Raw genomic sequence first — 24,391 nt, 5'->3', positions numbered from 1 at the left:
ATGAAAAAACAATCAATAATCGCATTGGCCGCCTTAAGCTTTCTATTTATTAATTGCAAACCCAAGTCAGCAGAAAAAGAAGTTAGTGGGACTGATTCTCTTTCTGTATCAAAGGATAGTATAGCCATTAAACAAACAAATGACGTTTTTTTCAAAGCCTCAGGAACAGAGCCGTTTTGGGGAATTGAAATCATGAAGGATTCGGTCCGGTTTACATCACCCGAAACGGAAAATAATTTTACATTATCATACGGAAAGCCGAATAGGGCTATGGATGCCAATGTCATTTCGTATGAAGCAAAATCAGATAGCATTCATTTAAAATTTACGATACAGCAAGGCAAATGTTCCGACGGCATGTCTGATAATGAATACAATTATCATGTGAAAGCTTCATTAAAAAGAGGAAAAGATAAAGATTTTAAAAATCTTGAAGGTTGCGGAAATTATATTGTAGATAAGCAATTGGAAGGAAATTGGATTTTGGAAGAATTAGAAGGCAAAAAAATTAATCCCGATGACTTTGAAAAAAAATTGCCGGGCATAGAGATTAATGCCAAAGAATCCAAATTTACAGGTTTTGCAGGTTGTAATGGAATGGGAGGCAGGCTGTTCTATGAAACAGAAATATTGCGATTTACGGATGTTTTTACAACAGAAATGATGTGCCCTAATTATGATAAGGAGAAATTATTTGTAAAAGCCTTACAAAGCACAACAACTTATCAGATAAAAAAAGACAAGCTTTATCTTCTTAATCCTGACGGAACCAAAGCAGTTCTTAGAAAAGCGAATTAAAACAAAAAAGAGGCAATTTTGCCTCTTTTTTGTTTATTCTTCTTGCAGTTCAAAAAGCTGTATCTGGTTTTTTAGTCTTTCAATCAGCATATTCATCATTCTCTTATTGAGTGAGGACGAGTTTTTTATGTATACATCATATTCATGAATTGTAAACAAACCAATCACAATTCCTTTAAGAGAATTCCGGAACTTAATATCCTTTTGAATAGAGTTTTCTATATACGCCAGTTTCTTTTCGACGGGATAGCTATAGAAATCATTTTTATATTTTGAAATGTAATTTCTAAAAACATCAATAAAAAGATCGTTCTGAAGTTTTAATATCGGGCGTAAGACCTGGTTTTGAAAAATTTCATCAGATGAAGACTCGCTTGTAACTGTTCCTAAAGTTTCACCTCTGAATTCAGAAATGAAAGCGTCTCTGTTTTCCATGGTTTTTCTTTTAAAGATAAAAAAAAACCGCCGTATTACTACAGCGGTTTTGAAATATTTATGAAGAAATTATTTAACTCTGAAAGTAACTCTTCTTACGATTTGGCGGGCTTCTTTAGAATTTTTATTTACAGAAGCATCTTCACCATTTCCAATAACCGTTAATCTTGAAGCATTGATTCCTGAATTAACAACAATATCTCTTACAGAATTTGCTCTTCTTTGTGACAAATCTTTATTGTAATCTGAATTTCCTATTTCATCTGCATAACCAATGATTTCTGCATTAGCTGATGGGTTTGCTTTCAAATATTTCACTAAGAAATCAACACCAGACAGGGAAGTTGTTGTTGGTTTGGCAGAATTAAAGTCAAAATATACATTGACATAACCACCATTGATCAGCTCTTCAATTGTACTGTTGGAAGCAGAACCTTTACCATTTTGTCCGTACGTTTTATCAAGATAGCTTTCCAATTCATCAGGCACACCATTTTGGTTTCTGTCAATAGACTGACCTTTTGTGTTTACAGCAACTCCGGCAATAGAGTTTGGCTCTAAATCATACATATCCGGCACACCATCCTTGTCAGAATCAGCCAAACCTGTTTCAATCATTCCAACTCTTTCTTCTAAAGCTTTAAGCTCGTCTAGCTTAGTCTCAGAATACCAATCTGCGTGTTTTTCATTTTTACCCAGATAGAATGTCAAACCTACAGATGCATTCAATAATGTACCATCAAATGTTCCTGTAGTTGTAGGTCCTTGACCGTCAAAATTATAATTTTGCTTTCCATGAACAATTCCTGTAAGATCTCCGGTCAATACAACACTGTTGCTTAATTTTACCTGACCGGTAATTCCCAGGATTCCATTACCCATGTAATCTTCTCCGTCAAAACCATCTTTGGCAGATAACTGAGAAACCCCAAAACCACCGTGAACTAACAAACCAAATGTATCAGTCCAATCTTCAAAATTCAATACTCTTCCCAGGTTAACAACTCCTTGAAGGCTTGTTCTTAAATAAGTACTTTCAAATGGATTGCTGTCATCATGTTCCTGAAATTTGTCATAACCGAAATCAAGTTTCAAACCAAATTTTGGATTGAACATGTATCGGACACCCAAATCTGCATGGAACAGATTTAATGTTGAAGTATAATAACCATCAGTCATTGCTCTGGTTGGCTTATTTACCCCTCCGTTTACTTCAATCGACCATTTGTTGTAGCCATCTGATGAAGCCTTTTCTACGGTTGCAGCAGAATCTTGTGCGTTTGCAGAAGCGAAAGCCAGCAATAAAAACGATAATAATGGTAAATTCTTTTTCATAGTTCTTAATGGATTTTAATTTAATTTTTCTCTTTTTTGAGCAACATTTATAAGGCAAAGATAGACCATAGAATTTTAACATTTCTTGCTTTTTGTTATATAATTCCCATGTTTATGTTTTTTTTAATAATTCTATAACTTTTTTTTATGACCAGTAAATAAAGGTGTTGGCAGTAATATTTTAATAGTATACTGTTCATTTAATGCTGGTTACGAGTATCAGAATGTAGTACTTAATCATACCTTCTTTTTTAAAACAGGAAGGAATCACTTCAATGTCCTTTTAGTAAATTTTGGCAAGTTTTTAAGAGTTTTTTCATGTTTTTATCCCGCTTGTATTCAATTTTAATAGGCGAGAAATCATTAATTTTGTCTCGTCAAATTAAGATTATGAGATTTCATACAAGAAAATGGGTAAAACCGGAAGATTTAAACCCAAATCAGACACTATTCGGAGGAAAACTTTTATCATGGATCGATGAAGAAGCAGCATTATATGCTATAATCCAATTAGAAAACGAACGTGTGGTAACCAAACACATGTCTGAGATTAATTTTATCAGCTCTGCCAAACAAGGAGATATTGTTGAAATTGGAATTGATGTCGTAAAATTCGGAAAGACATCACTCACTTTAAAATGTGAGGTGAGAAATATTATGACAAAGGAAACCATTATTACGGTCAACTCAATAACAATGGTAAATCTGGACAGCTTTGGGCGTCCTTCGATTCATGGCAAGACAGCAATCGAATTTGTCCGTGACAGAATCAAAAAATAGGCTTTATTCGGTATGAACTCCTTTTTCAGAAGGTAACTCATAGATTTCCAAATCAAAATAAGGCACGGCAGCAATGATATGGTCGAAAATATCGGCCATAATATACTCATAGTTAATCCAGCGCTTGTCATTCGAAAATGCGTAAACTTCGATTGGAATACCTTTTTCTGTTGGTTGTAAGTGACGACACATCATGGTCATGTCTTTATTTATTCCGGGGTGATTTGCCAGATACTGATTGATATACTTTCTAAACAATCCCAGATTTGTCATGTTCCTACCATTAATGGTCAGGCTTTTGTCAATATTATTATTGGTATTGTATTTATCAATATCCTGTTGGCGGTGCTCAATGTAAGAACTCACAAGCTGTATTTTTTTCAGACCTTCCAATTCATCAGTATGCAGGAACCGCACGCTGTTTGCTTTAATCAGAACATATCTTTTGATTCTTCTTCCACCGGAATTCTGCATACCGCGCCAGTTTTTGAAAGAATCAGAAATCAGGCTATAGGTAGGAATTGTTGTGGTGGTATTGTCAAAATTGCGAACTTTTACAGTTGCAAGATTAATTTCTACCACATCGCCATCAGCACCATATTTTTCAAAAGTTACCCAATCGCCAATTCGAACCAGGTCATTTACGGAGACCTGAATACTGGCTACAAATCCTAAAATAGTATCTTTAAAAATCAAGATTACAATAGCCGAAATTGCTCCAAAAGTGGCAAAAAGCGTAGTAAAAGAAGTTTCAAAAAGAATCAGTACAATGCTTGTAACCCCAAAAATCCAGAGTACAATCATAAATACTTGAATATAGCTGTCTATAGGCTTGTCATTAAAATCCGGCAGCCGCTTGAGGTAATCTTTTATGGCATTTAAAATACTTCTGATAATCCAAAGAACCAGAAAAACGATATAGATTTCCAATCCTTTTCTGAAGAATCCTTCCCAATAGGCAAAATCCTTCAGAATGATTGGAACGGTTATGTTTACAAAAAGAAGCGGAATCAGATAAGCAATATATTTAGTGGTTTTATTGGCAACCAGTAAATCATCAAACTGAGTTTCCGTTCTTTGTGCAATAGTACTAAAGACTTCGATTAATATTTTTTTGAATACATAATGAATTACAAAGACAGCTATCCCAAGCAGGATAAAGTTAACGAAAACATTGGCATAGGACGATACCGTGTCGCTATAGCCCCATTCTTTAAATAGATTATATGTCCAATTAAATATTTTCTCGATCATATTTTAGTTTGCTTCTGCATTCAGGTATTTCTTTTCAACGTAAAAAGCACCTAAAGGAATTATGGAGCCTAGAACAATCAATGCGAATTTTTTAGCGCTCCAGTTAAGTTCAATTTTTAACATGATAGCCAGAATAATGTACGCTATAAATAAAAGCCCGTGTGTCATTCCAATAGGAAATAGAAATGTTTTATATAATTCAGGGTTGCTTCCTTTAAGGATTAACATATTTCCAAATAATAAAAGGTAAGAGATACCCTCCAGTAAAGCGACGATTTTAAAAAGTTTAAGCATTGTAAAAAAGAAGTATTATAAATTAATAATTGAATTTTCGGGATTATTATTTTTAGAGAGCAGGAAATAACCAATTACTCCACCAATCAATGATGCAGCAAAAATACCTAATTTTGCCTGCAGTTCGTATTCAGGGTTCTCAAAAGCAAGATTGGTAACAAAAAGAGACATTGTAAATCCTATTGAAGCCAGAAATCCTACGCCAAAAAGACTTTTGTTTGTCAATCCTTCGGGTAAGCTTGCCCATTTGAAACGTATCATTAACGATGATACTCCATAGACACCAATTACCTTGCCTGCCAATAAGCCAAAAACAACACCTAAAGTAACAGAACTTGCTGCATTTTCAATAATACCGCTCGAAAATGTAACTCCGGCATTGGCCAATGCAAAAACAGGCATGATAATAAAACTGACTAAAGAATGTAAACCATGTTCCAGTCTGTGAAGTGGTGACATGGCGTCTTTTGATAATTTACGTATATTTTGCAAAACATGAAGCTGGTCTTCAGAAAGAGTAGGAGCATCAGTCGGATCAAGCTCTTTGAACTGATTCAATCGGGTTCTGATTTTTGAAATGAATAGTGTTTCGTCTATTCTGGATCCGGCCGGAATCGTAAAAGCTACCAAAACAGCCGCGATAGTTGCATGGACACCGGAAAGCAAAAAGGGAAGCCAAACACCGGCAATACCAACCAAAGCATAAAATAAAATATTTCGGATTCCGAATTTATTGCAGATCAGCAGAAAAACAAAAAAGCCAAGTCCAATGCCTAAAGCAAGGCTGTTAATAGAAGCCGTATAAAAAAATGCAATGACCAAAACAGCACCTAAATCATCAACAATGGCCAGGGCGGTAAGGAAAATTTTTAATGTTGCCGGTATCTTATCACCTAAAAGATACAGAACGCCCAAAGCAAAGGCTATATCAGTAGCCATTGGAATTCCCCATCCATGAGAAGAATCGGCTCCAAAATTAAATGCGGTATAAATCAGAGCAGGAAAAACCATTCCTCCAATGGCGGCCACAATTGGCAATAATGCTTTTTTAGGCTGTGACAATTCCCCTCCAATCATTTCCCTTTTAAGTTCCAGCCCCACCACAAAAAAGAAAACGGCCATCAGTCCGTCATTTACCCAGTGATGAATAGTATAATTAAGATATAGTTCATCATTAATTGTAAAACCTATTTTGTGTTCCCAAATGTGATGGTACCAATCTTTCCAACTCGAATTAGCCAAGAAAATAGCTACTACGGCAGCAATAAAAAGAAGAATACCACCTGTAGTAGACTTACTGATAAAGTTGTTAAGGGGGTTAATAATCCATTTTTCTGCGGGAGTTGCTTTTATCGGGTCTTCCATGGAATTTTTTTAGAGATTTGTCAAATTTAAGCATTCCGAATGAGGATTAAAAGCAAGAGTTATGCTATCTTTCTAAATTTGGCAAAGTAACAACAATCATTGGATAGTAGTATATTTGTAAAAAGAGAATTCTAAAATGAGCAAAAGAGATTTAAAAAAATATCTTAAAGAATTAGATAAAGAGCAATTGGAAGAACAGCTGTTAGAGTTGTATGAGAAATTCTCTGACGTTAAAACCTATTACGATTTTGTATTCAATCCTAAAGAAGATAAACTGCTTCAGGAAGCAAAATTAAAGGTTACTAATGAATATTTTCCTCTTAAAGGAAAACGTGCCAAGTTACGCCGTTCTGTGGCGCAGAAATATATCAAGCATTTTTTAAGCCTTGGTGTTGATTCTTATGTAATTGCAGACCTGATGCTCCATAATCTTGAAGTAGCACAGAAATATACCGCCCGAAGAGAAATGCGCTATGCTTCATTTTATAAAAGCATGCTGAATTCGTTTGAACAGGTTGTTAAATACAGCATCGAAAACGGAATGGTTTCTGAATTCAAGGAGAGAATACTTCACATAAAAGAGAATGCTTTCAAACAAAATTGGGAAAACAAAGAAGAACTGGAAAGGCTTTTTGATGCTATCGATTAGCTCTTTAGAACAGCGGTAGTTGTACATCGAATTCATGATATCCTGCCTGACGTTGTCCCGTACGGAAAAGATTAACCATAACATGTGCCTGTCTTGTAGGTTCGGGAATTCTGTATTTCTGAACTGTACGATTCATGATTTCCAGACTGTCGTCTACTGACATGTGGTGCCCGGGTGAAATAAAAACAGGTTTGACATGGGTTTTTGTGCGGAGCGCGAAGCCTAGTTTGTCCTGATTTTTATAAATAGGGCGGAAGCTGAACTTTTCATCTTCCAAAACATCGTATTTTCCGTGAAGCATATTTTTTGCACAGCCAATTGTTGGATGATCGGTAAGCAGTCCAAAATGCGATGCAATTCCCATTCTGCGGGGATGTGTGATTCCTTGTCCGTCAAGAATCAATAAATCAGGTTTTACAGGAATCTGCTCCCAGGCTTTTATCAGGGTAGGAACTTCCCGAAAGGCCAAATATTCGGCTTTATATTCAAATTTGGATTCCCCTACAGCCAAAGAATACGAAAGAGGAATCAAATCAGGATAGCTTAAGATAACAATCCCGGCATATAATTTAGAACTGCCCACTTCATGTGAAATATCTGCTCCGGCAATCGTACTGATATTCTTATTACGCGTCTTTAAGGAAATATTCTCCTTCATCTCATTTTGGAGACGTGTTGCCATTTCTATTGTAAAATCATCGTAATTCAGCATATACAGGCGTATTATCAGACATAAAATGCCAGATTTTCAAAATTAGGCTATTTAAAAACGAATGACATTATATGATTTCCTAATATTTCTATAATTTTTTTTTAAAATAAAGCCCAAAAATAACCCTACAAGTCTTTTTAGTCTGTACTTTTGCAAATTATTCAAAATCGCAATGTCCCAAAAAAACCTAGAATTAGAAACCGAAGAAAAAAAAGAACTTTATGCCTACCAGCAAGGGGATATCGATGCGATTTTTGAACGAATCAATAACGCTCCGCATAATCACCATTTGCTTTACCAGCTTCCAACCGGAGGAGGAAAGACTGTCGTATTTTCTGAAATCGTAAGACGCTATCTTTCTTATAATGACAAAAAAGTTCTGGTATTGACACACCGCATTGAGCTTTGTAAGCAAACATCAAAAATGCTGAAAGGATTCAATGTCAAAAACAAAATCATTAACAGCAAAATCAAGGAATTACCGGATCAGGATGAATATTCTTGTTTTGTTGCGATGGTGGAGACTTTAAAAAACCGGCTGAATGACGAAAAATTAAAAATCGGAAATATTGGACTTGTAATTATTGACGAAGCCCATTATAATTCTTTCCGGAAACTGCTGTCATCATTTAAAAATTCTTTTATATTGGGCGTTACCGCTACTCCTTTGAGTTCCAATATAAAACTTCCAATGAATGAAAATTATGACGAGCTCATCATAGGGGATCCGATAAGCAGATTAATTGAAAACGGGTATTTGGCAAAAGCCGTTACTTATAGTTATGATGTAGGATTGACTTCCCTTAAGGTTGGCATTAATGGAGATTATACCGTTAAATCTTCTGATGATCTTTATACGAATATGGTCATGCAGGAAAAATTACTTCATGCCTATACAGAAAAATCATTAGGAAAGAAAACCCTGATTTTTAATAATGGAATTTACACTTCTTTATATGTATATGAAACCTTTAAAGAAGCCGGATATCCTATCAGGCATTTGGACAATACAACTTCAAATGAAGAAAGGAAAGAAATTTTATCGTGGTTCAAACATACTCCGGATGCTATTCTGACTTCTGTAGGAATCCTGACAACCGGATTCGATGAGCCAACTGTTGAAACCATCATCCTAAACAGGGCAACTAAATCCCTTACCTTATATTTCCAGATGATTGGACGTGGTTCGAGGAAACTACCCAATAAAGACAGTTTTACCGTAATCGACCTGGGGAACAATGCTGCCCGTTTTGGTTTGTGGAGTGATCCTGTTGACTGGCAACACATCTTCAAATCGCCTGAATTCTATCTTGAAAGCCTTCGTAATGATACCGAAATCGAAATGCATTTTAAATATAAGATGTCTCCGGAAGTTCGGGCCAAATTTGCCAATACGGCCGTTGTTGAATTTGATGTGGATGAAGAACACAGGATAGCCATTTCGCAGAACCTGCGTTCTAAGGTAGTTTTAGAAAAATCTCTGGATCAGCATGCTTCTATGTGCGTTGATAATGCGGAAACTATAAACGAAGCCAAAAATCTTTCCAAACTGCTGTATGACGATATCGAATCCAGAATCCGGTATTATACAAACTGCCTGAGTAAAAGCAGTAAAAATTACCGTGAATGGCTGGTTGAAGATTATAAAACTAAATTATTGCTTTTGATAGGGAAAAAATATCGGGAGAAAATCATGAACGAAGATTAATAAGACCCATTTCCCAAATTTTTCAAAAACAGATTCACAATAGTTGCTTTTTTGATAGTATTTGCGGAATTTTGAGGCACAAATAAGCAAACAAAAATGGACAATACACATTATATAAGCGGTGAATTACTGTCGTTAGAAAATTTAGAAGAAATTATCAGCCATAATAAGACCTTGGCTTTGTCTGAAGAGGCAAAAGTCAATATTCAGAAATGCCGTGATTATCTTGATAAAAAGATGGAATCTCACAAAGAGCCAATCTATGGAATCAATACCGGTTTCGGTTCTTTGTATAATATAAAAATATCAAACGAAAATCTTACCAAATTACAAGAGAATCTTGTAAAGTCACATGCCTGCGGAACAGGAGAGGAAGTGCCAAAAGACATCGTCAAGATGATGCTTCTTTTAAAAATCCAGTCGTTAAGTTATGGCTATTCCGGTGTTCAGTTAGAAACCGTTGAGCGTTTGATTGACTTTTATAATAATGATATTTTCCCTATTGTATATGAATTAGGCTCTTTAGGAGCATCGGGTGATTTGGCGCCTTTGGCGCATTTATCTTTGCCTTTAATCGGAGAGGGGGAAGTTTATTTTAATGACAAAAAACATGATTCTATTGACGTATTAAACCATTTTGGCTGGCAACCTATCCAATTAAAATCAAAAGAAGGATTGGCCTTGTTGAACGGAACCCAGTTTATGAATGCTTATGGCGCTCATATTTTAATACGTGCGGCTAAATATTCTTACCTGGCAGATTTGATAGGTACGGTTTCCTTAGAAGCTTTTGATGGAAGAATTGAGCCTTTTAATGAATTGATACATTTAATTCGTCCACATAAAGGACAGATTGTTACCGCAAAAAGAGTCACTGAGTTTTTGGATGGAAGTGAGATTATTTCGCAAAAGAAACAGCATGTACAGGATCCATATTCTTTCCGTTGTATTCCGCAAGTACATGGAGCTTCGAAAGATGCGATTGATTATGTGAAGAAAGTATTTAAAACAGAAATCAATTCGGTTACAGACAATCCAAACGTTTTTATTGAAAGCGACCAGATTATTTCAGGTGGAAATTTCCACGGCCAGCCTTTGGCATTGGCTTTGGATTTTCTGGCAATTGCCTTAGCAGAATTAGGAAATATTTCAGAAAGAAGAACCTATCAGCTAATTTCCGGATTGAGAGGACTGCCGGCTTTTTTAGTAGACAATCCGGGATTGAATTCAGGATTTATGATTCCGCAATATACAGCCGCGAGTATTGTAAGCCAGAACAAACAATTGGCAACTCCTGCCAGCATTGACAGTATTGTTTCTTCTAACGGTCAGGAAGACCATGTGAGTATGGGAGCAAACGGCGCTACAAAAGCATTGCGTATTATGGACAACTTAGAGCGTATACTCGCTATAGAATTAATGAATGCCTCACAGGCAATCCATTTTAGAGCACCATTAAAATCGAGTGATTTTATTGAAATGTTCGTAAAAGCATATAGAGAAGAAGTGCCTTTAGTGAACGAAGATAGAATTTTGCATTATGATATCGAGAAAACGGTTGCTTTCTTAAAAAGCTTCCAGATTGATGAGAGTGTACAGAATTAATATAAAAAAGCAGGCTTACGGCCTGCTTTTTTAATCTATTCCATTTAAGGTTTTGTGATTTCTTCTTCTTTTGTAGTGTGTCTGTTTCAGATTTTCATTGCCTGAAATAATGCTGATATTACCATCTATTTCTAAAAAGGCATATTTTACATCTTTATAATATTCAACGCCGTGTTCGTGCATGGCTTCTGTCAATTCATCGGAAGTAATGCCAAGCCGTGCCAGCGTTTTAAACTCAATTTTTCCGTTATGGACAAGCACTTCGGGTTTTTGCTGCAAGAAATTATTTAATTTCTTATAACGGAACATCAGTTTTTTCAGAATAAAGTTAACCAGAAACAAAGCACCTGCAGCTACAAGTCCACCCCATAGCGAAGTATCACTTCCAACCATGGCATTCTGGACAGAGTTACTGATAAGGAGAATCAATATGACATCGGCAGTATTAAGCTGCGATAGTTCCTTTTTCCCGAAAACTCGCAATGCTATAACCATAAAAAAATATACGGCTACGCTTCGCAGGATAATATCGAGATACGGATTCATTATTTCCACTTAAAGTTTTTCTCAATAGCCTTAATCATTTCTCCGGCAATATCTTTGTTTGTTGCGCCTTCAATACCTTCAAGGCCGGGAGAGGAGTTTACTTCTAAAAGAAGCGGTCCTTTTGACGAACGAATAATATCTACTCCGGCTACTTTCAGGTTCATCGCCTTAGCCGCTTTAATGGCAATTCTTTTTTCTTCTGAAGTTACTTTGATGACAGAAGCCGTACCTCCCAAATGGATATTTGCCCTGAATTCTCCTGGTAAGGCTTCACGTTGGATAGCGGCTACTACTTTTCCGTCAATCACAAAGCATCGAATGTCTTTTCCGTTGGCTTCTTTGATAAATTCCTGAACCAGAATATTGGCATTTAAGCTTTTAAAAGCATTGATAACACTTTCTGCTGCTTTTTTTGTTTCTGCCAAAACGACACCTTTTCCCTGTGTTCCTTCTAATAATTTTACGATTAGGGGTGAACCTCCAACCATTTTAATCAGGTCATCCGTATCTAAGGGAGAATTGGCAAAACCTGTAGTTGGTATGTCAACACCATGATTGAGTAACAATTGTAAGGAATACAATTTATCACGCGATTGTGTAATAGCAGATGCAGAATTAAGGCAGAATACCTTCATGGCTTCAAACTGGCGGGTAAGCGCACAGCCATAAAAAGTGATACTTGGACGAATTCTAGGAATGACAGCATCAAAATCACTTAAAATTTTACCGCCACGGTAATGAATTTCGGGTTTGGTAGCATCTAATTTCATGTAGCATTCCTTAATATTTAGGAAATGCATTTCATGTCCTCGCTGTTCGCCGGCTTCTATGATTCTTTTGTTAGAATACAATTCCGGATTACTGGCCAGAAGACCTATTTTCAATCCGGTTTTTGCTCTTTCGGAATTATGATATAGTTCTTTTAGCTTGTCATTGGTAGGTTGCCCTAAAAGATATTTTTGTTCCGGGTCAACCAAAACTCGCCCGCTCATTGCTTCACGTCCTAAAAGCATCCTGAAACCCATAGAATCCCTATTGGTCAGGGTCATTTCTATTGGCCATTTGTGTTCGCCGAAATCCAGTGTAGTGCGTATAACATAGCGTTGTTCGCGAAATCCGCTTGAACTTTTTACAATTCTTTTATCAACTAAAAGTGCTTCGCAATGAATAATCGTCTTGAGATTGTTTTGTATGGGATTGATATCGAATTTCACCCAGCTTTCACCGTCTCTCACAAAAGGAGCGATGTTAACTGCATGAAGTGCAGATGTTTTGGCACCTGAGTCGACACGAGCCTTGATAAGGGGGATTCCTAATTCAGGAAATGAACACCATTCTTCACTTCCAAGGATAACTTTGTTTGTAGACATAGCAAGTATTGATTGTAACAATAGACTAAAGTACTACTTATTTTAGAATCAAAAATTAATTTTTTGTAATTATTGAAAATAAGAGTTGATCGGGAATAATCCTTTTAATCTCTAAATCTGCGGCAAAAGAGTTTGAGTAAATATCTTTATTTGTCATTAAATAATCAAGCCACTGATTTAGGACTTTGAAAATTCTTGTATGAATCTCATCTATCTCTAAATCAGTGGCCTGAAATTAGTATTTTAAACCTACTTAATTGGCAGGTTCTTCTGCTTTTTTAATCTGGACTGTCAGTTCCTGAGAAGTTTCATCCAAATCCATAAATATGAGGTCACCAGAGTTAATTTTAGAAGTAATGATTTCTTCTGCAAGGGCATCCTCTACATATTTCTGAATAGCTCTTTTTAACGGTCTGGCTCCAAATTGCTTATCGAAACCTTTGTCTGCGATAAAAGCTTTTGCCTTTTCAGACAATTCCAGATTATAGCCCAATTCGGCAATTCTGGCGTATAGTTTTTTTAATTCGATTTCAATAATCTGGTCGATATGTTCTTTTTCAAGAGCATTGAATACGATCACATCATCGATTCTGTTCAAAAACTCTGGCGCAAAAGCTTTTTTCAGCGCATTTTCAATAACACTCTTAGCATTTTCATCGGCTTGTGATACTTTAGCTGCTGTTCCAAAACCAACGCCTTGTCCGAAATCTTTCAATTGACGGGCTCCAACATTAGACGTCATGATAATGATTGTGTTTTTAAAATCAATCTTGCGTCCTAAACTATCTGTCAGGAATCCGTCGTCCAGAACCTGAAGCATCATGTTGAAAACGTCAGGGTGGGCTTTTTCAATCTCGTCTAAAAGTACAACGCAGTAAGGTTTTCTACGAACTTTTTCAGTTAATTGTCCACCTTCTTCATATCCTACATATCCCGGAGGTGCTCCAACCAATCTTGAAATTGCAAATTTTTCCATGTATTCGCTCATATCAATACGGACCAATGCATCTTCAGAATCGAATAATTCTTTGGCGATAACTTTAGCCAATTGGGTTTTTCCAACACCGGTCTGTCCTAAGAAAATAAAGGAACCAATCGGACGATTCGGATCTTTTAATCCGGCACGGTTTCTTTGGATAGAACGGGCAATTTTTAAAACAGCTTCTTTCTGTCCAATTACTTTATTTTCAATTAGTTCAGGAAGTTTAGCTAATTTATTACTTTCAGTTTGTGCAATACGGTTTACAGGAATTCCTGACATCATAGAAACCACATCGGCAACATTATCTTCTGTTACCTGAATACGGTTGTTTTTAGAATCTTCTTCCCATTGTTCCTGAGCTATTGCCAAATCTTTTTCAATACGTTTTTCGTCATCTCGAAGCTTAGCGGCCTCTTCATACTTTTGTTTTTTGACAACTGTATTTTTAAGCTCTCTGACTTCTTCCAATTGACGCTCCAAATCCAAAATCTGTTTTGGAACATCAATATTGGTAATGTGAACACGTGAACCAGCTTCATCCAAAGCATCAATGGCTTTGTCTGGAAGGAAGCGCTCAGACATGTATCTGTCTGTTAACTTTACGCAAGCCTCAATAGCTTCAGGCGTATAAGTCACATTGTGATGATCTTCATATTTGTTTTTTATATTGTTCAGAATCGTAATTGTTTCCGCTACAGAAGTAGGTTCTACAATCACTTTCTGGAAACGTCTTTCCAAAGCACCGTCTTTTTCTATGTATTGACGGTATTCATCAAGCGTTGTTGCTCCAATACATTGGATTTCACCTCTGGCTAAAGCTGGTTTGAACATATTCGATGCGTCAAGCGAGCCCGTAGCTCCGCCAGCACCAACAATAGTATGGATTTCATCTATAAACAGAATAATATCGTCGTTCTTTTCCAGTTCGTTCATCACGGCTTTCATACGTTCTTCAAACTGCCCGCGGTACTTGGTTCCGGCAACTAAACTGGCCAGATCAAGTGTCACTACACGTTTGTTGAATAAAATACGTGAGACTTTCTTTTGGATAATTCTTAAGGCAAGTCCTTCAGCAATAGCCGATTTACCTACACCTGGTTCTCCAATCAAAAGAGGGTTGTTCTTTTTTCTTCGGCTTAAAATCTGTGAAACACGCTCAATTTCTTTTTCGCGTCCAACAACAGGGTCCAATTTACCTTCTTCCGCCATTTCTGTCAAATCACGTCCAAAGTTGTCTAAAACCGGAGTTTTTGATTTTTTATTGGACTTACTGGCCGGCGTATTAAAAGCACCTTCTTTTAAACTGTCATCTTGTCCTGAATCATCATTGTAAGATTCATTTTTTGGCAAGTCATTCAAAAATTCTTCTTCGCTGTTTGGTGTCATATTCAAATATTGTTCTTTAGCTGAATCATAATCAATCTTCATCTTATTCAACAGCTTGGTTGTGGGATCATTTTCGTTTCTCAAAATGCACAATAATAAATGTGCAGTACTAATAGAAGGGCTCTGAAAAACTTTAGCTTCAAGATAGGTCGTTTTCAGTGCTCTTTCGGCCTGACGCGTCAAATGAAGGTTTTTCTTTTCATTGCTTGCTTCAACATTAGGATTTGCTGGGCTTAATATTTCGACTTTTCTGCGCAAATGCTCTAAATCTATAGATAGATTGTTAAGTATATTTATTGCTTTACCGTTTCCATCTCTTAATATGCCCAACATTAGATGTTCCGTTCCAATAAAGTCATGGCCCAAACGGAGCGCCTCTTCTTTACTGTAAGTGATTACATCTTTTACTCTAGGTGAAAAATTATCATCCATAATATAAAATATTGGTCTTGTAAATTTAATGAATTAGTTGGGTAAATGCAAAAATCATACCCTGACATAAGTACTGACAGCTAAGTGACAAAAAAATACCCGAAAATAAAAATATGTCAAAAATTATTTATCAACCATGAAGTGGCTTTTTTATGTTGATAAATCCCTGAAATTAGTAATAAAAAATGCACTGAAAATGTTACGAATTGCGTATATTGGCACGTTTTGAAACGAATTTAATATTTTAATATAAATACTTATGGCTGAAGGAGAAAAGTTAATTCCTATTAACATAGAAGACGAAATGAAATCCTCTTACATCGATTATTCGATGTCTGTAATAGTTTCCAGAGCGCTTCCTGATGTTAGAGATGGTTTGAAACCTGTACATAGAAGAGTACTTTATGGTATGTACGAATTAGGAGTTTTTTCAAATAGAGCACACAAAAAATCTGCAAGAATTGTAGGTGAAGTTTTAGGTAAATACCACCCGCACGGTGATACATCCGTATATGACGCGATGGTTCGTATGGCTCAGGAATGGAGCTTACGTTATTTATTGGTAGACGGTCAGGGTAACTTTGGTTCTGTAGACGGTGATAGCCCGGCTGCCATGCGTTATACTGAAGCCAGAATGCGTAAAATCGCAGAGGAAATAATGGCAGATATTGACAAAGAGACAGTTGATTTCCAATTGAACTTTGACGACACCCTGGAAGAACCTAAGGTAATGCCTACAAAAGTTCCTACCTTATTAATAAACGGTGCTTCGGGTATTGCTGTTGGTATGGCTACCAATATGGCACCTCACAACTTAAGTGAAGTTGTTGACGGTACGTTAGCATACATCGACAATAACGATATAGAAATTGACGAATTGATGCACCATATCAAAGCTCCTGATTTTCCAACCGGGGGAACTATTTATGGATATGAAGGCGTTCGTGAAGCATTCAAAACGGGAAGAGGAAGAATTGTAATGCGTGCCAAAGTTAATTTCGAAGAAGTTGACGGAAGAGAATGCATTGTGGTTACTGAAATTCCATACCAGGTTAATAAGGCTGACATGATTAAGAAAACAGCTGACCTGGTAAATGAGAAGAAAATTGACGGTATCTCCAACATTCGTGACGAATCGGACAGAAACGGAATGCGTATCGTATACATATTAAGACGTGACGCTGTTCCTAATGTCGTTTTGAATACCTTATATAAGTATACGCAACTACAATCGTCTTTCAGCGTAAACAACATTGCGTTGGTTAATGGCAGACCTCAGTTGTTGAACCTAAAAGACCTGATCCACCATTTCGTGGAGCACCGTCATGAAGTGGTAACCCGCAGGGCGCAATATGAATTGCGTAAAGCGGAAGAAAGAGCCCACATTTTAGAAGGATTAATTATTGCTTCTGATAATATTGACGAAGTAATCCAATTAATCCGTTCCTCAAGCAATACTGATGAAGCAAGAGAAAAATTGATTGCAAGATTCAACCTTTCTGAAATCCAGGCAAAAGCAATCGTAGAAATGCGTTTGAGACAATTGACAGGTCTGGAGCAGGATAAATTGCGTGCTGAATATGAAGAAATCATGAAATTGATTGCCCACTTGAAAGAATTATTGGCAAGCAAAGAAATGAGAATGGCTCTAATCAAGGAAGAACTGACTGAAATTAAGGATAAATATGGCGACGAACGTCGTTCAACTATCGAATATTCAGGCGGTGATGTGAGTATTGAAGATTTGATTGCAGACGAAAATGTTGTAATTACAATTTCTCATGCCGGATATATCAAGAGAACGAATCTTTCAGAATACAAAACCCAAAACAGGGGTGGAGTAGGACAAAAAGGAGTGGCAACTAGAGATCAGGACTTCCTGGAGCACCTGTTCGTAGCTACCAACCACCAGTATATGATGTTCTTTACTCAAAAAGGAAAATGTTTCTGGATGAGAGTATATGAAATTCCTGAAGGAACAAAAACGTCAAAAGGAAGAGCCATCCAAAATCTTATCAATATTGAGAATGACGATAAAGTCAAAGCATTTATCTGTACTCAGGATTTGAAAAATCAGGACTACATTAATTCTCACTATGTAATTATGGCCACCAAGCAAGGTCAGGTTAAAAAGACATTGCTGGAGCAATATTCCCGTCCTAGAGTTAACGGTATTGCCGCAATTACTATTAAGGAAGACGATGAACTACTGGAAGCAAAACTGACAAATGGTGAAAGCCAGATTCTTATTGCTGTGAAATCCGGTAAATTGGTACGTTTTGAAGAAAACAAAACACGTCCGATGGGAAGAAGCGCTTCCGGTGTTCGAGGTATTACCTTAGGGCATGAGAAAGATGAAGTAATTGGCATGGTATCTGTAAACGATATGGAAAGTGAAATCCTGGTAGTTTCTGAAAACGGTTATGGAAAACGTTCTTCACTTGAAGATTACCGAATCACAAACAGAGGAGGTAAGGGTGTAAAAACATTAAACATTACTGACAAAACAGGAGAACTGATTTCTATCAATAACGTTACCGATGCAGATGACTTAATGATTATCAACAAATCCGGATTAACAATCCGTATGGAAGTATCTGACCTTCGCGTTATGGGTAGAGCGACTCAGGGAGTAAGGCTTATCAATATCAAAGGTAATGACTCTATTGCTGCAGTAACAAAAGTAATCCGTGAAGAGCAGGTTATTGATGAAACTGAAGGGGATGGTGAAAATACTGCTTTAGAAGCATCAACCAATGATGATGCATCGGAAGCAGAAAATACCGAAGAATAATACAACTACTATATAACCAAAATTAAAAATTATGAAAAGTAAATATTTATTATTGGCGTCAGCTTTTCTGGTTTCGGGTTTGACATTTGCCCAGAAAGATGAGTTAAAGACGTTAAAGAAAATTTATGACAAAGATGAAATTAAGGCAAAAGACCTCACGGAGTATAAAGCTGCCATTGAAAAGTCTGAACCATTGCTGGCAAGTGCATCTGAATCTGATAAAATTTATTTAGGCTTTTACAAATCACTAGTGCCATTTATTGAAGCACAAGAAGCGGCTAGCCGCCCTGAGAACAGAGCAAATCCACAAGCTGCCTTGATGAAAATATTTAATGCAAATAACATTTTTCAATTAGCGGATAATACAAGTAAGGTTATTGAATTTGAAAAAACATCTGGAAAACAAGTTCTGACTAAAAGTATTAATGAAGATATTGCGGACATGAAACCTATGCTGTTAAATTATGCAGTAAATCTGGGTAAGCAAAAAAACTATAAAGATGCAACTACTGTATTATACAGTCTTTATCTTCTGGACAAAACGGATCTGGAAAAACTTTATTACGCAGGAAATTATGCTGTTAATGACAAAGATTATGATAAAGCGTTGACCTACTATAATGAACTTATAAAGCAAAATTATTCTGGTGAAAGATCAGAATATATGGCAACGAGTAAACTTAGTGGGGAAGAGGTGACATTTGCTTCATTGGCTGACAGAGAAAAAGCAGTAAAAATGGGGACTCACGAAAAACCAAGAACTGAGCAAATTAAATCAAAAAGAGGTGAAATTTACAGAAATGTGGCCTTGATTTATAACAGTAAAGGTGATGTTGCAGCTGCAACTAAGGCTGTAGCTGAGGCAAGAGCTGCTAATCCTGACGACCTTACTTTGGCAATGACCCAAGCAGATTTGTATATGAAGAGCAATAATGTAGAAGGCTATAAGCAGGTCATTTCACAAGTTATCGCTAAAAGTCCAAATGATCCAAACCTGTTTTACAATTTAGGAGTACTTGCAGCTCAGGCAAATGAAAATGTTGAAGCTGAAAAATATTATAAAAAGGCTATAGAGATTGATCCTAATTATATTAACGCTTACCTAAACCTTTCTGTTTTGAAATTAAACGGAGATACTGCAATCGTTGATGAAATGAACAAACTAGGTACTTCTGCAAAAGATAATAAAAGATATGATGAATTAAAGGTAAAAAGAGAAGCTATTTTTAAAAGCACTTTGCCATATCTTGAAAAAGCGAATAAATTAGATCCTAAAAATGAGGACGTATACAGAACATTATTAAACGTATACAATTATCTTGAAATGACTTCTGAAGCTAAAGCTTTAAAAGCGTCGTTTAATGATTAACGATAGGCTCATTTAAAAGACAAAAAAACCGAAGATTTTTATCTTCGGTTTTTTTTATATTATTTTTTTGATAACTCTTAGTTTGTGTGTATGCCTGTTAGTCTCAGCATTATATATGCCCAGGTGATCTAATCTGTCAATCCTGACTTTTCCGCTGGCATGTATAATATAATTGTCATCCATAATAAGTCCGACATGTATTATTTTACCTTCTTCATTGTCAAAAAAAGCCAAATCTCCCGGTTCACTTTCTTCGATAAAACTTAGCGCTTCCCCTTGCGTTGCCTGTTCTGAGGCATCTCTCATCAATTTGTAGCCGTTAAGTTTATATACCATTTGGGTTAAACCGGAACAGTCAATACCAAAAGGAGTCTTTCCGCCCCACAAATAGGGAGCATTCAAATACATAAATGCGGTATTTATCAAATTGGATTTTGGTTTTATGCCACTGATTTTCATTCCTTCAAAATCCAGATTACTTTTATTAATTGCCGGATTACTAAGAAAAGAAAGTGATGCACCTAAAGGAATAGGCATTAGTAAATTATTTGGAGAATTTACATATTCAATCAAATCCGCATTGAGGATTATCGCCTCATTACACAGCTGATTATAATCCGTTTCAGAAATAGTCTGGAATTGTTTTTCGTCTACCCAGCCCTCATAACCATCAAAATGCAATTGAATTTTTGACCATTGCTTATTTTGCTCTAAAATCTTAAAATGCTCACCAAAAAGTACTTGTGATACAATTTCGCTACGGTCGCTAGGTTCAAATCTTAAAGGTATTATGGCTAGATTACAAATTCCAAACATTGAGGGTTTGCTTTAAATTAAATGATGAATTTCGGATTTTAAAGATACAAAATCATTTAAATCCAAAATCCATCATTACAGAATATAATTTTATGCTTTGTTATGCTCTTTCAATTACAATTGCAGAAGCACCACCACCACCATTGCAAATTGCAGCAGCACCAATTTTGGCATCGTTCTGCTCTAATACATTTAACAATGTGATGATAATTCTAACACCTGAACATCCAAGCGGGTGACCCAAAGAAACAGCACCACCATTTACATTTACCTTATTGTTATCTAAGCCAAGAATTTTAGCATTGGCCAAACCTACTACAGAAAAAGCCTCGTTGAATTCGAAGAAATCTACATCATTAATAGCTATCCCTGCTTTATCTAATGCCTTTGGCAATGCCTTAGCCGGAGAAGTCGTAAACCATTTTGGTTCCTGTGCTGCATCAGCATAGCTCTTAATATAAGCAAGTGGTTTTAATCCTAAAGCTTTTGCTTTTTCTTCGCTCATTAAAACAACAGCACCCGCACCATCATTGATAGTAGAAGCATTGGCTGCAGTTACTGTTCCTTCTTTTGTAAAAGCAGGATTCAGGCTTGGGATTTTATCTAATTTTACGTTTGTGTATTCCTCGTCTTTAGTAACCATAATCGGGTCACCTTTTCGCTGTGGAACAGCAACAGGAACTACTTCATTATCAAATTTTCCGGCATCCCACGCTTTTGCAGAACGCTCATACGATTGTATAGCAAACTGGTCTTGCTCTTCTCTGGAAATTTTATATTCCGTAGCACAAAGATCAGCGCAAACTCCCATAGCATTATTGTCATAAGCATCTGTAAGTCCGTCTTTCTGCATACCGTCAATCATAGAAGCAGGACCAAATTTATGACCATTTCTCAAATGAAGATAGTGCGGAATCATGCTCATATTTTCCATTCCGCCGGCAACGATGATTTCTGCATCACCACTGATGATTGATTGAGCACCCATCATAACCGCTTTCATACCGGAAGCACAAACTTTATTTACTGTTGTAGCAATAACGCTATCAGGCAAACCTGCATACAAAGCTGCCTGACGTGCAGGAGCCTGTCCAACACCAGCCTGAACAACATTACCCATCAATACTTCATCAACAAGCTTTGGATCTAAATTGATTTTATCTAATGCGCCTTTGATTGCAACAGCTCCTAATTGAGGAGCGCTAACAGTAGAAAGAGCTCCCATAAAACTTCCTATTGGAGTTCTGGCAGCGGATACAATGACAACTTTTTTATTCATAATTGTTTAATTCTTTGTTTGTTTTTGCGAATTTAATTCTTTTTCGGAGAAATAGAAACCAGTTTTTGAATTAAGTTTAAAATTAACTGCGTTAAAAAAATTAAGTTATTTCAAGTAAAAAGCTTCACTCACTAATGAATTTTAATTCTCGGTTACAGGATTTAAAATAATTGAGCCAATTATAGCTATGATTCCTATTTAATTTCTTTAGTTTTATTATAATCAATTTCCATTTTTCTGTTTTTTTCTCAACAGCCCAAAAATTAAAACGATAGAGTAGGCAAACATTAACCATGAAGCAAAAGTCTTACTATAGGTTTCAGGCATATTAGGAAATAAATTTCCAAAAAACTGTATGCATACCGTATCCAATAGCATACCGGGTAAAACCATAATGGCTGCAGATTTTATACTTTCAAGATTGTTTAAGTTTAGTTTATTAAAGACTGAAGTTGAAATGAAGCCTAAAGCTGGTATCAGAATGACATATAAAACTGCCATTACTAATGCGTTGTCGACAATAAAAAAATAGTGTCCTGCAACTCTAAATAATACGGTGGCCGATAACCACACCAAAAATCCAACAATAAAACTAATTAGCTTGTAATTTACTTTGTGTGTTTTCATTCCAAATTTCAATTTTATATTGTAAGTTTTTTCAAACACAAAGTTACTTATCAGAAGGGATAAAAACAAAAAAAGCAACTCTTTTGAAGTTGCTTTTTTGTGAACGCAGAAGGATTCGAACCTTCGACCGCCTGCTTAGAAGGCGTAATTGCATTATTTTCAATTAATTGATATACAGATTATTATTTTAAAATTTTGATTTACAAATTTCGATTATGTTTCGATTAGGTGTAAATATTTAAATTTTATTGGTTTAGACTATAGCTTGTAACTATCCCGTTTTTTAACACAAATACAACATCAGGGTATTTATAAGACATTGTAGTAATTGTTAAATTACCATTAGATGTTGTGTTGATATTGTCAGGTTTTCCAAGAGCCTCATATAGATTTATATCTGTAAGTTTTTTTTCTCTTACTGAATTCTTTATATCGTAATCAAACCTCCAATTTTTATAATAATTTTCAAGATCAAATGCTGCGATTGCATCATCAATTTGTTTTTGTGTATGTTTATTATATGCTAAAACAAATAATGGCTTATTTGAAAGAATTTTATAATAAACAGAATAAACTCCTTCCTTATTAGCGTGAGCATCTGTACTCCCTTCTAGTGAGGGGTTATGGAATAAGTTTACATCTGGAAAATATTTTTTCACCAGATTATTAACGCTTATACCTTTATCAATAAATTTACCATTAGGATAATAATATTCTATTGCTTGAGAATAGCATAAATTAAAAGCAAGTAAAGAGAATAATATGAATATTTTTTTCATAAGTTATTGATTTCTAATTTTCCTTTAACAATAAACAAATATAATATTTCTGACTTATTAATTACAATATCATCAAATAATTCTCTATTTGCAGATCTTAATATTATCATATCTTCATCCGGATGGGGAAAAATGTTCCTTATATCGTAAAAACTAGCAGGAGAAAAACCAGTGACAATCAAATAAGATTCTCCCCATAAAATTACATTATGGTTATTTATTTGAATTAGTTTCAGGATATCGCCTGTTTTGTACTTTGGTAGCATGCTTTCGCCGGAATAAGAAAGCAAGGTAAACTGGCCGGAGGTGGTTCCAGTAAAAAATTTAAGCAAGCTGTTCATACGAGGGGGATTTATTTAATAACCGAATTCGTATTAATATATTGCCTAAATAGCTTAATTTAAAATGATTATAATTGGTTAAGTTCTACTTTTCCTTTAACCAAAAACATCGAGAGGATATCTGTTTTTTCAATTACAGTATCACCTGCATAATCTGGATTGATTGCGCGGAGTATAACCTTATCAAAATCTTTATGCTGATGTACGTTTTTTACAGTTTTAATATTGTTAGCATTATCGTTTGTTATTACCAGATGACTTTCACCCCACAAAAGTGCGTCAAAATTTTTAATCTGTTTTACTCCTAACGCATCGCCAGATTTATATTTTGGCAGCATTGACTCTCCATAGTATGGTACAAATGCTGTGCAATCGTTTAGTGGTTCGTAATCAACATAAAAACTTACATAATCTTCTAGTTCTTCTAAGCTTTTAACCTGGCTACCTGAAAACTCAATATTATAGAAAGGAACGTTTTTAGATTTTGAAACAAGTAATCCTCTATCATTAATATTTTGATTTTTCTCCTGAATATATTTTGTTTGAATGAAATCGTATATAGTGTTTACTGTACTGTTTAATGGGTTTTTTATTTTTCCATTAATTATTCTGCTTATACCTGCAGCAGTTAAGTCGGTATTTTTTGAAATTTCATAAGCTGTGATATTGAATTCGTGTACGAATTGTAGTATTGATACTAGTTTTTCTTCTCTTGTTAAATCTTTCATATTCAAT

At 35.7% G+C, this 24,391-nt stretch carries 22 protein-coding genes; 7 read left to right on the top strand and 15 right to left on the bottom strand.

Annotated elements, in window-relative coordinates:
* Window positions 1-798, top strand: coding sequence for an META domain-containing protein (locus ASG38_RS16790; RefSeq protein WP_082482254.1), 798 nt, complete (start codon window positions 1-3; stop codon window positions 796-798).
* 33 nt (window positions 799-831) lie between these two features.
* On the opposite strand, the gene ASG38_RS16785 is transcribed toward ASG38_RS16790, so the two are convergent.
* Window positions 832-1,233, bottom strand: a complete 402-nt coding sequence (locus ASG38_RS16785) for a hypothetical protein (protein WP_056073712.1) — start codon at window positions 1,231-1,233, stop codon at window positions 832-834.
* 69 nt (window positions 1,234-1,302) lie between these two features.
* Window positions 1,303-2,568: an OmpA family protein gene (locus ASG38_RS16780; protein ID WP_056073710.1), complete on the bottom strand. Its 1,266-nt coding sequence runs from the start codon at window positions 2,566-2,568 to the stop codon at window positions 1,303-1,305.
* A gap of 390 nt (window positions 2,569-2,958) precedes the next feature.
* On the opposite strand from ASG38_RS16780, the gene ASG38_RS16775 reads away from it, so the two are divergent.
* Window positions 2,959-3,348, top strand: a complete 390-nt coding sequence (locus ASG38_RS16775) for an acyl-CoA thioesterase (protein ID WP_056073709.1) — start codon at window positions 2,959-2,961, stop codon at window positions 3,346-3,348.
* A 3-nt stretch (window positions 3,349-3,351) separates the two neighbouring features.
* Here the strand turns inward: ASG38_RS16775 and ASG38_RS16770 are convergent, their stop codons facing one another.
* Genes ASG38_RS16770 through nhaA form a run of 3 tightly spaced genes read right to left on the bottom strand, consistent with a single transcriptional unit; the run spans window position 3,352 to window position 6,261 of the window.
* Window positions 3,352-4,602, bottom strand: coding sequence for a mechanosensitive ion channel family protein (locus tag ASG38_RS16770; protein ID WP_056073707.1), 1,251 nt, complete (start codon window positions 4,600-4,602; stop codon window positions 3,352-3,354).
* Window positions 4,603-4,605: 3 nt separating this feature from the next.
* Window positions 4,606-4,896, bottom strand: a complete 291-nt coding sequence (locus ASG38_RS16765; protein ID WP_056073705.1) for a DUF3817 domain-containing protein — start codon at window positions 4,894-4,896, stop codon at window positions 4,606-4,608.
* 15 nt (window positions 4,897-4,911) lie between these two features.
* Window positions 4,912-6,261 carry a Na+/H+ antiporter NhaA gene (nhaA, locus tag ASG38_RS16760; protein WP_056073703.1) on the bottom strand — a complete coding sequence of 450 codons (1,350 nt, stop codon included), beginning with the start codon at window positions 6,259-6,261 and terminating at the stop codon, window positions 4,912-4,914.
* Between the two features lie 136 nt (window positions 6,262-6,397).
* On the opposite strand from nhaA, the gene ASG38_RS16755 reads away from it, so the two are divergent.
* Window positions 6,398-6,910, top strand: a complete 513-nt coding sequence (locus tag ASG38_RS16755; RefSeq protein ID WP_056073701.1) for a DUF6155 family protein — start codon at window positions 6,398-6,400, stop codon at window positions 6,908-6,910.
* Window positions 6,911-6,914: 4 nt separating this feature from the next.
* Here ASG38_RS16755 and ASG38_RS16750 read toward each other — a convergent pair whose 3' ends face one another.
* Window positions 6,915-7,622 carry an endonuclease V gene (locus tag ASG38_RS16750; RefSeq protein WP_200937049.1) on the bottom strand — a complete coding sequence of 236 codons (708 nt, stop codon included), beginning with the start codon at window positions 7,620-7,622 and terminating at the stop codon, window positions 6,915-6,917.
* A 172-nt stretch (window positions 7,623-7,794) separates the two neighbouring features.
* Here ASG38_RS16750 and ASG38_RS16745 point away from each other — a divergent pair, with 172 nt between their 5' ends.
* A complete protein-coding gene (locus ASG38_RS16745) occupies window positions 7,795-9,330 on the top strand; it encodes a DEAD/DEAH box helicase (RefSeq protein ID WP_056073699.1) in 1,536 nt (511 codons plus the stop codon).
* Window positions 9,331-9,426: 96 nt separating this feature from the next.
* Window positions 9,427-10,935 (top strand): histidine ammonia-lyase, encoded by a 1,509-nt coding sequence (gene hutH / locus ASG38_RS16740; RefSeq protein ID WP_056073697.1) that lies wholly within the window; start codon window positions 9,427-9,429, stop codon window positions 10,933-10,935.
* A gap of 30 nt (window positions 10,936-10,965) precedes the next feature.
* Here the strand turns inward: hutH and ASG38_RS16735 are convergent, their stop codons facing one another.
* The 3 genes from ASG38_RS16735 to ASG38_RS16725 form a co-directional block, all read right to left on the bottom strand.
* A complete protein-coding gene (locus ASG38_RS16735; RefSeq protein ID WP_056073696.1) occupies window positions 10,966-11,481 on the bottom strand; it encodes a DUF421 domain-containing protein in 516 nt (171 codons plus the stop codon).
* A complete protein-coding gene (gene rimK, locus ASG38_RS16730; RefSeq protein WP_056073694.1) occupies window positions 11,481-12,851 on the bottom strand; it encodes a 30S ribosomal protein S6--L-glutamate ligase in 1,371 nt (456 codons plus the stop codon). Before rimK ends, ASG38_RS16735 begins: the two co-directional genes overlap by 1 nt.
* Window positions 12,852-13,104: 253 nt before the next feature.
* Window positions 13,105-15,651 (bottom strand): ATP-dependent Clp protease ATP-binding subunit, encoded by a 2,547-nt coding sequence (locus ASG38_RS16725; protein ID WP_056073692.1) that lies wholly within the window; start codon window positions 15,649-15,651, stop codon window positions 13,105-13,107.
* A 259-nt stretch (window positions 15,652-15,910) separates the two neighbouring features.
* On the opposite strand from ASG38_RS16725, the gene gyrA reads away from it, so the two are divergent.
* The gene (gene gyrA / locus ASG38_RS16720; protein ID WP_056073690.1) at window positions 15,911-18,445 is read left to right on the top strand and encodes a DNA gyrase subunit A; all 2,535 of its coding nucleotides are present in this window, start codon (window positions 15,911-15,913) and stop codon (window positions 18,443-18,445) included.
* Window positions 18,446-18,476: 31 nt separating this feature from the next.
* A complete protein-coding gene (locus ASG38_RS16715; protein WP_056073688.1) occupies window positions 18,477-19,814 on the top strand; it encodes a lipopolysaccharide assembly protein LapB in 1,338 nt (445 codons plus the stop codon).
* 54 nt (window positions 19,815-19,868) lie between these two features.
* On the opposite strand, the gene ASG38_RS16710 is transcribed toward ASG38_RS16715, so the two are convergent.
* The 6 genes from ASG38_RS16710 to ASG38_RS16685 form a co-directional block, all read right to left on the bottom strand.
* The gene (locus ASG38_RS16710) at window positions 19,869-20,630 is read right to left on the bottom strand and encodes a C40 family peptidase (protein WP_056073686.1); all 762 of its coding nucleotides are present in this window, start codon (window positions 20,628-20,630) and stop codon (window positions 19,869-19,871) included.
* A 100-nt stretch (window positions 20,631-20,730) separates the two neighbouring features.
* Entirely contained in the window at window positions 20,731-21,909 is a 1,179-nt protein-coding gene (locus ASG38_RS16705; RefSeq protein ID WP_056073684.1) for an acetyl-CoA C-acyltransferase, read from the bottom strand.
* A gap of 222 nt (window positions 21,910-22,131) precedes the next feature.
* Window positions 22,132-22,536 carry a DUF5367 domain-containing protein gene (locus ASG38_RS16700; RefSeq protein ID WP_056073781.1) on the bottom strand — a complete coding sequence of 135 codons (405 nt, stop codon included), beginning with the start codon at window positions 22,534-22,536 and terminating at the stop codon, window positions 22,132-22,134.
* Between the two features lie 245 nt (window positions 22,537-22,781).
* On the bottom strand, window positions 22,782-23,315 hold the full coding sequence (locus tag ASG38_RS16695) for a hypothetical protein (protein WP_056073682.1): 534 nt from the start codon (window positions 23,313-23,315) through the stop codon (window positions 22,782-22,784).
* Window positions 23,312-23,656: a hypothetical protein gene (locus ASG38_RS16690; protein ID WP_056073680.1), complete on the bottom strand. Its 345-nt coding sequence runs from the start codon at window positions 23,654-23,656 to the stop codon at window positions 23,312-23,314. The genes ASG38_RS16695 and ASG38_RS16690 overlap by 4 nt, the downstream gene beginning before the upstream one ends.
* Before the next feature lie 68 nt (window positions 23,657-23,724).
* Entirely contained in the window at window positions 23,725-24,384 is a 660-nt protein-coding gene (locus tag ASG38_RS16685; protein WP_056073677.1) for a S24 family peptidase, read from the bottom strand.
* Window positions 24,385-24,391 lie beyond the last annotated feature (7 nt).

This window comes from Flavobacterium sp. Leaf359 (assembly GCF_001423985.1).
Taxonomy (GTDB): domain Bacteria; phylum Bacteroidota; class Bacteroidia; order Flavobacteriales; family Flavobacteriaceae; genus Flavobacterium; species Flavobacterium lindanitolerans.
This window is presented reverse-complemented; position numbering and strand designations above follow the sequence as displayed.